We start from the raw sequence: 14,426 nt of genomic DNA, 5'->3' as shown, positions 1-14,426 counted from the left end.
GGCTCGGTTTTTGTGGTGGGTTTTGGTTTAGCGCTGGGGGTAGTGGCGCTCGTTTTCGCCGATGTAGACCTGGCGGGGGCGGCCGATCTTGCGGTCGGGGTCCTTGACACCTTCAGTCCACTGGGCGATCCAGCCGGGTAGGCGGCCGAGGGCAAAGAGGACGGTGAACATATGTTCGGGGAAGCCCATGGCCTTGTAGATGAGGCCGGTGTAGAAGTCGACGTTGGGGTAGAGCTTCCGTTCGATGAAGTAGTCGTCGTTGAGGGCCTTTTCTTCGAGTCGCATGGCGATGTCGAAGAGTTGGGAGTTTCCTCCGATGGATTCGAGGATTTCGTCGGCGGTCTTTTTGACGATGCGGGCGCGGGGGTCGTAGTTCTTGTAGACGCGGTGGCCGAAGCCCATGAGTCGGACGCCGTCTTCCTTGCGCTTGACCTTTTCCATGAATTCTTCGGGGGTGAGGCCCTGCTGCTGGATTTGGTTGAGCATTTTGAGGACGGCCTCGTTGGCGCCGCCGTGGAGGGGGCCGTAGAGGGCGTTGATGCCTGCTGAGACGGAGGCGAACATGTTGGCGTTGGATGAGCCGACCAGACGCACGGTGGAGGTGGAGCAGTTCTGTTCGTGGTCTGCGTGCAGGAGCAATAGAAGGTCGAGGGCCTTGGCATGCAGGGGGTTGACTTCGTATTCTTCGGTGGGGAAGCCGAAGCACATGCGCAGGAAGTTTTCGGTGTAGTTGAGCTCGTTCTTGGGGTAGATGGAGGGCTCGCCCTTGGACTTCTTGTAGGCGTAGGCTGCCAAGGTGGGTACCTTGGAGAGCAGACGGAAGGTGGAGACTTCTACCTGGCGGGGGTCAAAGGGGTCCAGGGAGTCGGGGTAGAAGGTGGACATGGCTGAGACGCTAGAGGCCAAAACGGCCATGGGGTGGGCGTCGCGGGGGAAGCCTCGGAAGAAGAACTTGAAGTCCTCGTGGACCATGGTGTGACGGCGGATCATGAGGTCGAATTCTTCGAGCTGCTCGGGGGTGGGCAGCTCCCCATAAATGAGCAGGTAGGCGGTTTCGATGAAGCTGGATTTTTCGGCCAGTTCTTCGATGGGGTACCCCCGGTAGCGGAGGATTCCAGCGTCACCGTCGATGTAGGTAATGGCTGACTTTGCGTTTGCTGTGTTCATGAAACCGGGGTCGTAGGCGACCTTGCCGGTTTCTTTGAGCATGCCAGCAACTTCGAAGGCACCGTTACCCTCGGTCGCTTCCACTGCGGGCAGGGGCAGTTCTTTGCCGTCGTAGCTCAGCAGGGCCTTGTTCTCTGTCATTGTGTTCCTCCATGTCTTACGAGGCTTCGCGCATCGTATCGCGTGGTGTGATGCTGTGGGCGCTGGGTGCCTGTCATTGTGGGAAGGCACCCAGCACACACACGAAGGTCATGTTATGAACCACATTACAGGAGTTTGATGTGCAAGGTCACATCAGGTTTCATAAGGTGGCCTACATTACGGCCTGTAGAGAAACTTATTTGACAGTGCCCTGTAGGTTCATGCAGTCAGGCGCTGGGCTGCTGCTGCAATATCGGCGTCTGAGCCGGTGAGGGCGATACGGACGTAGCCTGCTCCGGCTTCTCCGTAGAAGACGCCGGGGCCGATGATGATGCCTTTTTCTGCAAAGCGTTGGACGGTTGCCCAGGTGTCTTCACCGGCTGTTGCCCAGAGGTAGAGTCCTGCCTCCGAGTTTTCGACGGTCAGCCCGAACTTCTCAAGGGCAGGGAGAAGAATTTCGCGTCGGGCCCGGTAGAGGTCCTTTTGGGCTTCGACGTGGGTGTCGTCCTGCAGGGCTGCGGTCATGGCGACCTGGACGGGGGCGGGCACGATCATACCGGCGTGCTTGCGGGAGTTGACGAGGTTGGCCATGATGGTTGCGTCCCCGGCGATGAAGGCCCCTCGGTAACCGGCAAAATTGGACTGTTTGGAGAGGGAGTAGGCTGCTAGCACCAGGTCCTGGGTGTTGCCGCAGACGGCAGGATCCAGAATGGAGGGGACGGCTTTTCCTCCGCGCTGGAGGTCCCAGTCTCCCCAACCCAGTTCGGCGTAGCATTCGTCGGAGGCGACGACGGCTCCGAGGGCGCGGGCGTCCTCTACTATTTTTTTCAGTTCGTTTGTATCGCGGACGATACCGGTGGGGTTAGCCGGAGAATTGACCCAGATGAGGCGGACGCGGGCTCGGGTTTCTTCATCGAGTTCGTCCAGGGAGTCAGCGGCTACCGGGGTAGCGCCAGCGAGCTGGGCGCCGATGTCATAGGTGGGGTAAGCGATGGTGGGGCGGACGACGACGTCCCCCTCCCCCAGGCCCAGGAGGAAAGGGAGCCAGGCGACGAGTTCTTTTGAGCCGATGGTGGGCATGACCTGGTCGACGGTGAGGTTTGGGACGCCGCGGCGGCGGTTAAACCAGTCGACGATAGCCTGGCGGAGGGTGACGGTGCCGTGGGTGGTCGGGTAGCCGTGGGCGTCGGTGGCACCGGCTAGGGCTTCCCGGATAACGGACGGGGTGGGGTCGACGGGGGTGCCAATGGAGAGGTTGACGACGCCGTCGGGGTGCTGTTCTGCGATGGCCCGGTAGGGGGCCATGGTGTCCCAGGGGTAGTCAGGTAGGTTGAGGCCGAAGTCGCGCATGGTCTGCTTTCTCTTGTGATTATGTTCAGGTGCGGTGGGGCGTGACGCGCCATTGCCCCGCCCCTAGGTAGCTGCTTGAAGCACCACGTTTTCTTTTCTAGTGTAGGTGCTCATAAAAAAGTCAGCACAAGCGTCTCAAATGTGCTCGTGCTGACTGATGGTTTTTTAGTCCTGGTTCTGCAGGGGCAGGGCTGCGATCATGGAGGCGTCCTTTTCGATCTTGCCCAGGCGGGCAGCGCCGCCGGGATGGAGGGAAAAATTCCGAGCGCGCGAGGAAAATAATTTTTCCCGGAATGGGCTCACCAGGCGGCCCTGCACTCTTCTACTGGTTCTGCGGGGGCAGAGCTGCAATCATGGGGGCGTCCTTTTCGATCTTGCCCAGGCGGGCAGCACCGCCTGGTGAGCCCAGATCGTCAAAGAACTCTGCATTCGCTGCGGTGTAGTCTTCCCATTCTTCGGGGACGTCGTCTTCGTAGTAGATAGCTTCGACGGGGCAGACGGGTTCGCAGGCTCCGCAGTCGACGCATTCGTCGGGGTGGATGTAGAGGGAGCGTTCGCCTTCGTAGATGCAGTCGACGGGGCATTCTTCGACACAGGCGCGGTCTTTTACGTCAACACAGGGCTGGGCGATGATGTAGGTCATGGGTGCCTTTCTGGTGGGGCGCTCCGTTGCGTGGTGGGTGGTGGTTAGCTGTGGTCTAGTTTATCGTTTTCGCCGGGTGGGGGTGGATTTTTGTGATTGAGGGAATAGTTATGCCTTGGTGTGGCGGTAGCGGGTGGCGCTGATAATGGCGAGGGTTGAGGCGATGAGGGTGCTAAGGGCCCAGATGGTGCCTGCTATGCCGATGGGGTTGGTGGGGTTGAGGTAGACGAGCATGGAGCTTGTTTTGGCGGTGGCGAAGATGCCCACGAGGAGGAAGGCGGTGGCTCCCACTAGGGCTGCGGCCCAGTTTTTTTCGGTGTGGATGGCGGCCCAGGTGGCGGCGAAGTAGATGGTGAGTGCGCCAAGGAGGGCTCCCCAGGGGATCCAGAAGGAGCCGAGGTAGAGGATGTGGGCGTGGTACATGGTGCCTGCGAAGCCTGCGATGAGGCCGAGGGCTACTGAGGTGATTGCTGAGTTGATGGGGCCGGGTGCTTCTCGGGCGGGTTGGGGTTCGAGAGTTTGCTCGGTTTGGGGCTTGTAGCCTGCTTTGGCCCAGAGGAGACGGTAGGTTTCGATGGCGCTAATGGTTTGGCTGACCTTGTTGGAGTATTCGAAGGTGGTGTCGCTGGTGATGGTGATTTGGGTGGCGTGGGCCCGCATGGCTTCGCGCTTGCGGGTGAGGTTGCCGGTGATAACAGCTTGGGGACGCTGGTCTGTGGGGTTGGCCTCGCCTTCGATACCCCAGACAAGGCGGGGGGCGTAGGGGGTGTTTTCGAGTTGGCTTATTGCCGCGAGTGTTGCTTCATGGGTCCGTTTGTGGTCGGGGTGGCCGTAGCCGCCGTCGGCGTCGTAGGTGATGACGATATCCGGGTGGGTTTCTCGGATGACGGCGGCGATAGCTGCTGCTTGGGGGGTGAGGGGCAGCTGGGTGAGGGAGTCCTGGGGGGCTGCCGGGTTAGCGGTGGCGCGGCCGTCCTTGCCCCAAGCCATTCCTGAGTCCCGGTAGAAGGGGCGTTCCCCGGGGAGGGCACTGGGGCCTTGGCCGAGGAAGATGGAGCGGTGGATACCGAGGGCTTGGACGGCTGCTGCAAGTTCTCTTGTACGGAGGTTGCCCAGGGCGTTGCCGTGGTCGGTGTTCTGCGGGTGGCTAATTTCTAGGTGTTTGAGGGCGGGGTCGATGACTTCGCCGAGTTCCCCCCGGGTCATGGTGAGTAGGTGGACTGTTGCCCCCTGCTCAACGAGTGCTCCGATGGTGGCGCCGGTTGAGGATGATTCGTCATCCGGGTGGGCGTGGACGAAGAGGACGGTGGCGTCTTTGGGTTTGAGGCCGTGCGGCAGCAAGGTGGTGGCGGCGTGGGGGTCGAGGTGTTGCCCGGGGGCGGGGTAATAAGGGGTGGTATCCATGTCTTCTTGGGTGGAGTTGCTCTTTGAGGTTTGAGGGGACGAGCGTCATTTTATCTGCTGATACTTGGGTTTAGCTGGGTTACGGGATGGTTTATGATGATGAGCGGTCCATCACACATTTTTTGAGGAGCTTTGCCCCTTCTTTTGGGCGAAGCAGTTGAGGTTTTTATGAGCACTCATTTTGGGAGGAAGGCCGGGGTTCTTACTGCCCTTGTTGCCCTGTCCTGCAGTTTTTTGACCCCTGCTTCTGCTACCACCGCCGGAGGTGAGGCGGGGCAGGGATCCGAGGTTGCCGCCGTCCGCCCTTCCCCTGAGGGACAGATTCCTTACGGTGAGGCAAAGATGGGCGCTGGTGCCTACGAGGTTCTTGAGGACGGGTCGGTGACGACCTTTGGTCGGGCAGCGTCTGGTACTGTGCCTACCCTCCCCGGTGGCCTGGGTGTCTACGGCATGGATGTGTCGAGCCACCAGAAGACCGTGGACTGGAGCCAGAATTATGCTGACGGGTCCCGCTTTGCCATTGTTAAGGCAACTGAGTCTAACTGGTATGTGAACCCCCGCCAGAAGGAACAGTATGAAGGGGCAGGCAGCGTCGGTATGCTGCGCGGGGTGTACCACTTTGCTATTCCTTCAGATAGTTCAGGTGCTGAGCAGGCCCGCTATTTTGTGGCTAACAGCCAGAAGTGGACCCAGGACGGCAAGACCCTCCCTGGCATGCTTGACCTTGAGTGGAACCCCTACCTGAGCGACGGCGATATCTGTTTCGATATGACCCCGGCCCAGCTTACGGCCTGGGCTAAGGAATTTGCGACCACCTACCGGCAGCTCACCGGCCGCTACCCTATTCTGTATACCGCAACCGGTTGGGTCAATAGCTGTTTGAACGGTTCACTCACTGAGCTATCCTTCATGCCGCTTCATCTGGCCCGTTACCAGCCGACCGTCGGCCCCATGCCCGGCGGCTATAGCACCTATGACCTCTGGCAGTTCAGCGATTCAGGCCCCTACGCCGGGGACTCCAATGTCTTCAACGGAAACATGGACGATCTCAAACGGCTGGCCCTGAACCCGCGCTACCGCCCCCTTGGCGCGACGTCCAGCACAGCTACCCGGGGTCTTTACACCTTGAAGGGCGGTATAGGCGGTTTCTACCTTCAGAACTATCGTGCCCTGAAGCAGCCCCTGACCAATGAGTACGGGGTCCAGCTGGGAGGCGTGGCCCAGGCCTTCGATAACGGTTACCACGTCTACTGGCACCCGGGCACCGGCGCCCATTCAATCTACTGGAGGGGCGCTATCGGGGATCGTTTTGCCCAGACCGGCTATGAAACCGGGTGGGGGTTCCCCCTGACCGAGGACCGCCCGATGTCTTACGGTGCTGAACAGATCTTCCGTCACCCCAGCGGCAAGAACACCGCTGTTTACTGGTCAAATTACACTGGCCTGCACACTATGGTGGCCTGGGGTGGTATTGATGGTCACTGGAATAAGAACACTGCCCGCTATGGTTTCCCCATAACCGATGAAGTAGCGGTTGGTGCTGGAGCAGTGGTTCGTTTTGAAAAGGGTGAGTCCCTGTACTGGGCCCCGAACACTGGTACCACTGCGGTTGTAACCGGTGGAGCCTTGCGAGATGCCTGGGTACGGGCCGGTTACCACCAGCAGCTGGGCTTCCCCATCCATGATGAGCGCCGGGAGGCCGATGGCAACATGCACCTCCGCCTGAGCTCTGGAGCCCATTTTGTCTGGAACGAGCGGCAGGGCACCCGCCGCCTCAAGTAGGGTTCCCTGAGCCAAGCTATAGCCGGACGGACCTGCCTCAAGTGGGGCGGGGCCGTCCGGCTCTTCTTTACCCAACTTTGGACCAGGAACAAGCCACCTGGCCTTGAAACAAAAAGTCTCGGCCCCACCCCAATCTGGGGTGGGGCCGAGACTTGCTGTGTAGCCCTAGCGGCTAAGATTTAGGCCTTGGCGCGGCGGCGAGCTTCACGCACGCGCTCATTGGAGTCCAGGATGACCTTGCGGATACGGATGGCTTCGGGGGTGACCTCAACGCATTCGTCCTCGCGGGCCCATTCCAGGGACTCTTCCAGGGTGAGCTTCTTGGGAGGGGTCATGTTTTCGAAGTTATCAGCGGTTGAAGAGCGCATGTTGGTGAGCTTCTTCTCGCGGGTGATGTTGACTTCCATGTCGTCGGCGCGGGAGTTTTCACCGATAATCATGCCCTCGTAGACCTCTGAGGTGGGTTCAACGAAGATGGTGCCACGCTCCTGCAGGCCGATGATGGCGTAGGGGGTGACGACGCCGGCGCGGTCAGAAATCATGGAGCCGTTGGTGCGGTACTCGATCTCGCCTGCCCAAGGCTCGTAGCCGGTGGAGTAGGAGGATGAGATGCCGGCACCGCGGGTTTCGGTGAGGAACTTGGTGCGGAAGCCAATCAGGCCACGGGCGGGCACAGCAAATTCCATGCGAACCCAGCCGGTGCCGTTGTTGGCCATGTTCTCCATACGACCCTTGCGGGCTGCCATGAGCTGGGTGACGGCGCCCAGGAATTCTTCGGGCACGTCGATAATCATGTGTTCCATAGGCTCATGGACCTTGCCATCAATGACCTTGGTGACGACCTGGGGCTTACCGACGGTCAGCTCAAAGCCTTCACGGCGCATCTGCTCCACCAGAATAGCCAGGGCGAGTTCACCACGGCCCTGAACTTCCCAGGCGTCAGGACGCTCGGTGGGAAGAACCTTGAGGGAGACGTTACCGATCAGTTCCTTGTCCAGTCGGTCCTTGACCTGGCGGGCGGTCACCTTAGCGCCCTTGACCTTACCGGCCAGGGGTGAGGTGTTGATACCGATAGTCATGGAGATAGCCGGGTCGTCCACCTTAATCAGGGGCAGGGGCTTGGGGTTTTCGGGGTCGGTGAGGGTTTCACCGATAGTGATGTCTTCGATACCGGCAACAGCGACGATTTCGCCGGGGCCAGCTGACTCGGCGGGAACGCGCTCTAGGGCCTTGGTGGCCAGCAGCTCGGAGATACGGACGTTCTTGGTTTCGCCGTCCTGACGTACCCAGGCAACGGTCTGGCCCTTCTTGAGGGTGCCGTTAAAGATACGCAGCAGGGCCAGGCGGCCCAGGAAGGGGGAAGAGTCCAGGTTGGTCACGTGAGCCTGCAGGACCTCGTTGGGGTCATAGGTGGGGGCAGGGACGTGTTCCAGGATGGTCTTGAAGAGGGGTTCAAGGTCGTCGTTATCGGGCAGGGAGCCGTCTGCAGGCTGGTTCAGGGAGGCAGCACCAGCCTTGCCGGAGGCGTAGACGACGGGGACGTTGAGCAGGGCGTCGACGTCCAGGTCGGGTACCTCATCGGCCAGGTCGCCGGCCAGGCCCAGGAGCAGGTCCATGGATTCGCCCACGACCTCGTCGATGCGGGCGTCGGGTCGGTCAACCTTGTTCACGACCAGGATGACGGGGAGCTTAGCGGCCAGGGCCTTGCGGAGGACGAAGCGGGTCTGGGGCAGGGGACCTTCGGATGAGTCGACGAGCAGAACGACACCGTCAACCATGGACAGGCCGCGTTCAACCTCGCCACCGAAGTCTGCGTGGCCGGGGGTGTCGATGACGTTAATGGTGATTTCTTCGCCATTGGCGGAGGGGCCGGAGTAGAACACGGTGGTGTTCTTGGCCAGGATGGTAATGCCCTTTTCCTTTTCCAGGTCGCCGGAGTCCATGACGCGGTCTTCGACGTCAGCGTGGGCCGAGAAGGCGTTGGTCTGCTTGAGCATCGCGTCAACGATGGTGGTTTTGCCGTGGTCAACGTGGGCTACGATTGCTACGTTTCGCAGATCGCTGCGTGAGGCGGTCTTCTGGGTTTCAGACATGCGGAAGGTTTCTCGCTTAACTGTTGGGGATAAGGACGCCGGTGTGTTCACGGGCTCTGCCTCAGATCTGGCAGGTGAGCACAGGGCTTTCGCTTCAATTATACCGGCGGCACCTAAACTACCTGCTATCTTGTGGGACACATTAGACATGGAAAAGGGAGGCGGACGCTCTCTTGCCGACTAACCTTCTTGCCGGTTCGTTGGCTGGCTCGCAAGCTCGCCAGATTCGCACCGAGATTTATTTTCCTCGCGCGCTCGGAATCTCGGCGCTCATCACAGCAATTCATGCCAGCCCCAGCCAGTCGGCGCCGAGAGCGTCCGCCTCACTAAAGGCAGTTCATTTCCTATTTATTCCAGGGCGTCTGCTTTACATCCTGGGGTTTGACCACCGGAATGGAGCCGGTAGCCGTGCGGATCTGTTCGATAGCTGCCGTGTTGGCTTCCACTTGCAGGGTTACTTCATCGACAGCCTTTTCAACCGCTTCTTCCACCTTAGCTTCAACGGCAGAATCAACTGCTTCTTCCACCTTGGCTTCAACCGCCTTATCGACGGCTTCGCCAAGGGCTGCTTCGAGGTGGTTATCCAGGCGTTCTTCAAGGTGTTCGCCGACGGCAGCCCCAACGGCTGCACTCACCCGGTCTTCAACGCCCTCGTCCATCATCTTGTTGACCCGGTTTTCAACGTGGGAGGCAACGGAGGCATGGATTTCTTGGCGGGCGTTGCGGCGCTGGGCCCGGACAAAGAGGCGGTGCTCAACGCTCAGGGCCTTGTAGAGGGAGAGGCACATGAGGAGGATAACCACGGAGAAGGGCAGGGCGGTGAGGATCGCTACGGTCTGGATCGCGGAGAGGGATTCAGTACCGCCGATGACAATCAGGGAGATTGCTGTCGCGGCTGCCACCAGGACCCAGAAGACCCGGATCCAGGTCTTGGGTTCGGGAGACCCGTTGGTGGAGAGCATACCGAGCACCAGGGCTCCTGAGTCTGCTGAGGTCACAAAGAAGACTGTAATGAGAATGACTGCACCGATGGTCAAAACAGCCCCGCCGGGCAGGTTGTGGAACATCTGGAAGAGGGCGTTTTCAGCGGAGACAGAGCCGTCCTCCCCCACCAGGCTGGTTCCGGTGCCAAAGAGTTCCTGGTGCAGGGCGGTACCGCCTAAGACTGAGAACCAGAAGAAGGAGGTCAGGGCAGGAACCAGCAGGACGCCGGTGACAAACTCTCGAACGGAACGTCCCTTAGAGACACGGGCAATGAACATGCCGACGAAGGGCGACCAGGAGATCCACCAGCCCCAGTAGAAGGTGGTCCAGGCTGCCTGGAACTGCTCCCCGTCCACCCCGTAGAGGGCCAGGGTTTCAAAGGTCATGGCGACGACGTTTTGCAGGTAGTTGCCGATGGAGCCCACAAAGTTGCGGAAGAGGAAGAGGGTGGGGCCAGCCAGCAGGACGAAGATGCAGAGGATCGCAGCAAGGGCCAGGTTTCCGTTGGAAAGCCATTTCATGCCTTTTTCCAGGCCGGTGACGACCGAGAAAAGGGTGATACCCATGAGCACCACGATGATGCCGACCAGCCAGGTATTCCCCTGGGCAGGGATATTCATGTACCCCAGGCCTGCGGCAATTTGCATGACGCCTAGGCCCAGGGAGGTAGCAACGCCAAAGAGGGTGCCGACGAGGGCGACAACGTCAATGATGTCACCTGCTGCCCCCTTGACCCGGTCGCCCAGCAGGGGCTTGAGGGAGTAGCGGATAGACAGGGGCAGTTTGAGCCTATGGGTTGCATAGGCAATGGCTAGGCCGACGATGACGTAGATTGCCCAGGGGTGCAGGCCCCAGTGCAGGAAGGACTGGCTCATGGCGGCTTGGGCTATTTGCTCGCTGGTTCCGTTGCCGACGCCGGGGCGGGGGTCAACGTAGTGCATGAGGGGTTCGGTGGCCCCGTAGAAAACCAGGCCGATGCCCATACCGGCAGCAAAGAGGAAGGCAAACCAGGTCATGAAGGGGTAGGCGGGTTCGTCGTCGTCCTCACCCAGTTTGATATCGCCCATGCGGGAGAAACCCAGGTAGAGGGCAAAGATGACGAAGAAGGCGACGATGGCGACGTAGTACCAGCCAAAGTAGTTAATGACGTCGGCCTGCAGGGCATCAAAGAGGGCCTTGGTTTTGCTGGGGAAGGCTAGGGTTAGGCCGATGAAGACTGCCATGATGACGGCCGCTGGTATGAAGACCTTGGGAGCCAGGTTGCCTTCGCGCATATTGGCCTTGGTGGCCTTATCGACATCCCCCCGTCTCAGATCTGGCCCGGTGCCGGGCGGGGTGAGGGCATTACGTTTATTCATGGCTTATACCTCGTGTTTTCTATCGTACTGTTTCTCGTATATCGACCTAAGTTGTGGTGCAGGGGTCTTGGCCTTGATTGATGTACCGCTGGCTGTGGACTTTATGTGCCTTGGTCCTATCTGAGCGCTCGACAATAAGAGCCAGGTCCTGCCTGCCATAAACCAATAATAACACCACTGATTATCAGTATAGATATTTTCTCCCGATCTTCCTGCTCAGCTCCCCGAGCCTGAGGGGGTTCCGCACCGCAGATGAGGGGAATCAAAAAACCACAGCCGTCACACCCCAAAGCAGAACCAAAACCAACCAAACAGCCATAAAATAGGTAGAGGAAAACCACTCTCGAGAGGAAGGCAGAGCCCATGTCTCGCCCCGCCATCACCGACCCCACCACCACCTCAGCCTGGAGCAAACTCACTAACCACCAGGCCGCCCTCACCCCCGACCTGCGCTCCTGGTTCGCAGCAGATCCCACCCGCGCTGACAAGCTCACTTTCACTGCGGCCGACCTCTACGTCGACCTTTCCAAAAACCTCATCACCGACGAAACCCTGGCCCTGCTGACCCAGCTGGCAGAAGAGGTCAACCTCGAAGAGCGCCGGGCCGCCATGTTTGCAGGTGAACACATCAACGTCACCGAAGACCGCGCCGTCCTGCACACCGCCCTGCGCCGCCCCGCAGGAATGGAGCCCAAGCTCGTCGTTGACGGTCAGGACATCGACACCGACGTCCACGAGGTCCTGGCCAAGATTTATGACTTTGCCGACCGCGTCCGCTCCGGCGAGTGGGTAGGTATCACCGGCAAGCGTATCGAAACCGTTGTTAACATCGGAATTGGCGGCTCCGACCTGGGCCCCGTCATGGTTTATGAGGCCCTGAAGCCCTACGCCCAGCCCGGCCTGACTGCCCGCTTTATCTCCAACATCGACCCCACCGACGCTGCCGAGACTGTCAAGGATCTGGATCCCGAGACCACCCTTTTCATCGTCGCCTCCAAGACCTTTGGCACCCTGGAAACCCTCACCAACGCCCGGGTCTGCCGCGACTGGTTGCTAACTTCTCTGCGCGAGGCCGGTGCCCTGGAAGGTAAGGATGAGAAGGACGCCGTCGCCGCCCACTTCGTCGCTGTCTCCACCGCCCTGGATAAGGTCGAGGCCTTCGGTATCAACCCCGAGAACGCCTTTGGCTTCTGGAACTGGGTCGGTGGACGCTACTCCGTCGATTCTGCTATCGGCACCCCCCTGGCCATTGTGCTCGGCCCCGACGTTTTTGAACAGTTCCTGGCTGGCTTCCACGCCATGGACGAGCACTTCCGCACCGCTCCCCTGGCCCAGAACGTCCCCGCCCTCATGGGCCTGCTGAACGTCTGGAACGTCAACTTCCTGGGCGCTGAAACCCACGCCGTCCTCCCCTACGACCAGTACCTGCACCGCTTCCCCGCCTACCTGCAGCAGCTGACCATGGAGTCCAACGGCAAGTCCGTGCGTGCGGACGGCACCCCCGTCACCACCGCCACCGGTGAAGTCTTCTGGGGTGAACCCGGCACCAACGGCCAGCACGCCTTCTACCAGCTCATCCACCAGGGCACCCGCCTGATTCCCGCCGACTTCATCGCCTTCGCCAACCCTGTTCACGCAACCCGCGACGGCGAGCAGGACGTCCACGAGCTCTTCCTGGCCAACTTCTTCGCCCAGACCAAGGCCCTGGCCTTCGGCAAGACCGCCGACGAGGTCCGCGCTGAGGGCACCGCCGAAGAGATCGTCTCAGCCCGCGTCTTCTCAGGCAACCGCCCCACCACCTCTATCATGGCCGCCCAGCTGACCCCTGCCGTCCTGGGCCAGCTCATTGCCCTCTACGAGCACATCACCTTCGTCCAGGGCATTGTCTGGGGCATTGACTCCTTCGACCAGTGGGGTGTTGAGCTCGGCAAGCAGCTGGCTTTGCAACTGGCTCCCGCCGTGGGCGGCGACCGCGAGGTCCTGGCCCAGCAGGATTCCTCAACCCAGGGCCTGATTGGTTTCTACCTGGAGAATCGCAACTAGTATCGCTTCAGCTGGACGCCCCTTGGCCGACTAACCTTCTTGGTCTCGCCCTGGAGGGCTCGCCCAATTCATGCCAGCCCCAGCCAGTCGGCTGCAGGGGCGCCCAGCCTTCACCCAGGCAAACATACCAACTAGCACAGGACCCCGGTAACTTCGTGAGTTACCGGGGCCTTGCGTTAAAGCTGGGCGAGTGTAGTGAGCACGGCCTGTTCGATGATTTCGATGACCTGGGCCTCGGGCAGGGTGGGCATATTCTTCCCTTCCACTCCCCCGGTATCCGCGCTGGCGGTGACGGACGGACATTCGGGCTCGGCCCCTGCCGCCCCGTCAGTGTCGGGGTGGGTGAGCGGAATATGGATAAAGCCGGCGGGGATACTTCCGGCGGTTGCGTGCATGAGTTCGTAGAAGACGTGGTTGCACACGTAAGTGCCAGCGGTATAGGAGAGTTCAATGGGCAGGCCCTGGGCTGCTAACCGATCAAAAATCTCCCGGGTGGGCAGGGTAGAAAAGTAGGCTGCCGGCCCCTCGGGCTGGATAGAGGTGTCTATCAGCTGGGCCCCGGCATTATCCGGAATCCTGGCCGAATCGAGGTTGATAGCAACCCGCTCCAGGCTGACCTTGTCACGCCCGGCAGCTACCCCCAAGCTCACGGCAAGATCCGGCTGCACGTCCGTGAGGGCCTGGCTGAGGGCCCTACTCGATCCAGCAAACTCAACCGGTAGCTCCCGGACATCAACGGTGAGGTGCGGGGCTGAGACGGCCAGAGCTGAGCGGACGCCCTCAGCCACGGCCTGGGAAGGATTGACAGGTACCCCGGGAAAGGGGCCAAAACAGGTGAGAAGTAGGGTCGGCATGGTTAGCACTATCCTTCTGTATTCTTAAGGTTATGTCTCACAACAAGCCTACTCGTTTGCAACAGACTCCGGTGCTGACTGAAGATACTCCCGAGGCCCTGGCCTTCGGTGGCTTTGACGATGATGAGCAAACCCAGTTGGAGCACCGGGCCCCTGCAGTTCCCGAGAACGTAGGCTTCTGGCGGGCCGTCCGCCTCTTCTACCGCCACTACTGGAACAGCCGGGGTGGGGCGTCGGCTAGCGAATTTTGGTTGGCCCTGATTTGGGTGGTGACAGGAACAGTGGTTTATGTGGGTGTGACCATCTGGCTCAATTACCTCACCCTGGCTGAAGATGCCGAATCCCTGCTCCGAACCCTCTTCATGTTCCTGGTGATTACCAATCCGCTTTGGATTGCCATGAATATCGGCCCCACTATTTCCCTTATCAGGAGAAGACTAAATGTGTTGCGAGCATCTAAATAATGTGGTGCGTTGAATCTATTTTATTTCAATTTTTGTTTAAATTTTAAATAACCAACAGTTACTTTTTTGTCATAATCCCTAGTCAATAACCCAACTAGCTTCACATATATTATTTTTTCGAACACCTTGGTAGTTTTAATAGT

11 protein-coding genes are annotated in these 14,426 nt (G+C 59.9%); 3 read left to right on the top strand and 8 right to left on the bottom strand.

Features of this window, described 5'->3' with window-relative positions:
- Positions 1-27: 27 nt before the first annotated feature.
- From ACMXX3_RS11190 to ACMXX3_RS11170, 5 genes are all read right to left on the bottom strand, one after another.
- On the bottom strand, positions 28-1,308 hold the full coding sequence (locus ACMXX3_RS11190; RefSeq protein ID WP_421084789.1) for a citrate synthase: 1,281 nt from the start codon (positions 1,306-1,308) through the stop codon (positions 28-30).
- A 219-nt stretch (positions 1,309-1,527) separates the two neighbouring features.
- On the bottom strand, positions 1,528-2,658 hold the full coding sequence (dapC, locus tag ACMXX3_RS11185; protein WP_421084788.1) for a succinyldiaminopimelate transaminase: 1,131 nt from the start codon (positions 2,656-2,658) through the stop codon (positions 1,528-1,530).
- A 165-nt stretch (positions 2,659-2,823) separates the two neighbouring features.
- On the bottom strand, positions 2,824-2,961 hold the full coding sequence (locus ACMXX3_RS11180; protein WP_421084787.1) for a hypothetical protein: 138 nt from the start codon (positions 2,959-2,961) through the stop codon (positions 2,824-2,826).
- Positions 2,962-2,980: 19 nt separating this feature from the next.
- Positions 2,981-3,301 (bottom strand): ferredoxin, encoded by a 321-nt coding sequence (gene fdxA, locus ACMXX3_RS11175; protein ID WP_421084786.1) that lies wholly within the window; start codon positions 3,299-3,301, stop codon positions 2,981-2,983.
- 108 nt (positions 3,302-3,409) lie between these two features.
- Positions 3,410-4,705, bottom strand: coding sequence for a PIG-L family deacetylase (locus tag ACMXX3_RS11170; RefSeq protein ID WP_421084785.1), 1,296 nt, complete (start codon positions 4,703-4,705; stop codon positions 3,410-3,412).
- A gap of 168 nt (positions 4,706-4,873) precedes the next feature.
- On the opposite strand from ACMXX3_RS11170, the gene ACMXX3_RS11165 reads away from it, so the two are divergent.
- On the top strand, positions 4,874-6,487 hold the full coding sequence (locus ACMXX3_RS11165) for a GH25 family lysozyme (RefSeq protein ID WP_421084784.1): 1,614 nt from the start codon (positions 4,874-4,876) through the stop codon (positions 6,485-6,487).
- Between the two features lie 179 nt (positions 6,488-6,666).
- Here ACMXX3_RS11165 and typA read toward each other — a convergent pair whose 3' ends face one another.
- Positions 6,667-8,580 carry a translational GTPase TypA gene (typA, locus tag ACMXX3_RS11160; protein WP_237208025.1) on the bottom strand — a complete coding sequence of 638 codons (1,914 nt, stop codon included), beginning with the start codon at positions 8,578-8,580 and terminating at the stop codon, positions 6,667-6,669.
- A gap of 344 nt (positions 8,581-8,924) precedes the next feature.
- Entirely contained in the window at positions 8,925-10,922 is a 1,998-nt protein-coding gene (locus ACMXX3_RS11155) for a BCCT family transporter (RefSeq protein WP_421084783.1), read from the bottom strand.
- 363 nt (positions 10,923-11,285) lie between these two features.
- Here ACMXX3_RS11155 and pgi point away from each other — a divergent pair, with 363 nt between their 5' ends.
- On the top strand, positions 11,286-12,965 hold the full coding sequence (pgi, locus tag ACMXX3_RS11150) for a glucose-6-phosphate isomerase (protein WP_421084782.1): 1,680 nt from the start codon (positions 11,286-11,288) through the stop codon (positions 12,963-12,965).
- A gap of 176 nt (positions 12,966-13,141) precedes the next feature.
- On the opposite strand, the gene ACMXX3_RS11145 is transcribed toward pgi, so the two are convergent.
- Positions 13,142-13,819 (bottom strand): pyroglutamyl-peptidase I, encoded by a 678-nt coding sequence (locus ACMXX3_RS11145; RefSeq protein WP_421084781.1) that lies wholly within the window; start codon positions 13,817-13,819, stop codon positions 13,142-13,144.
- Positions 13,820-13,851: 32 nt separating this feature from the next.
- On the opposite strand from ACMXX3_RS11145, the gene ACMXX3_RS11140 reads away from it, so the two are divergent.
- Entirely contained in the window at positions 13,852-14,283 is a 432-nt protein-coding gene (locus tag ACMXX3_RS11140; RefSeq protein WP_421084780.1) for a hypothetical protein, read from the top strand.
- Positions 14,284-14,426: the final 143 nt, after the last annotated feature.

The organism is Rothia nasimurium, from assembly GCF_049068285.1.
Taxonomy (GTDB): domain Bacteria; phylum Actinomycetota; class Actinomycetes; order Actinomycetales; family Micrococcaceae; genus Rothia; species Rothia nasimurium_I.
This window is presented reverse-complemented; position numbering and strand designations above follow the sequence as displayed.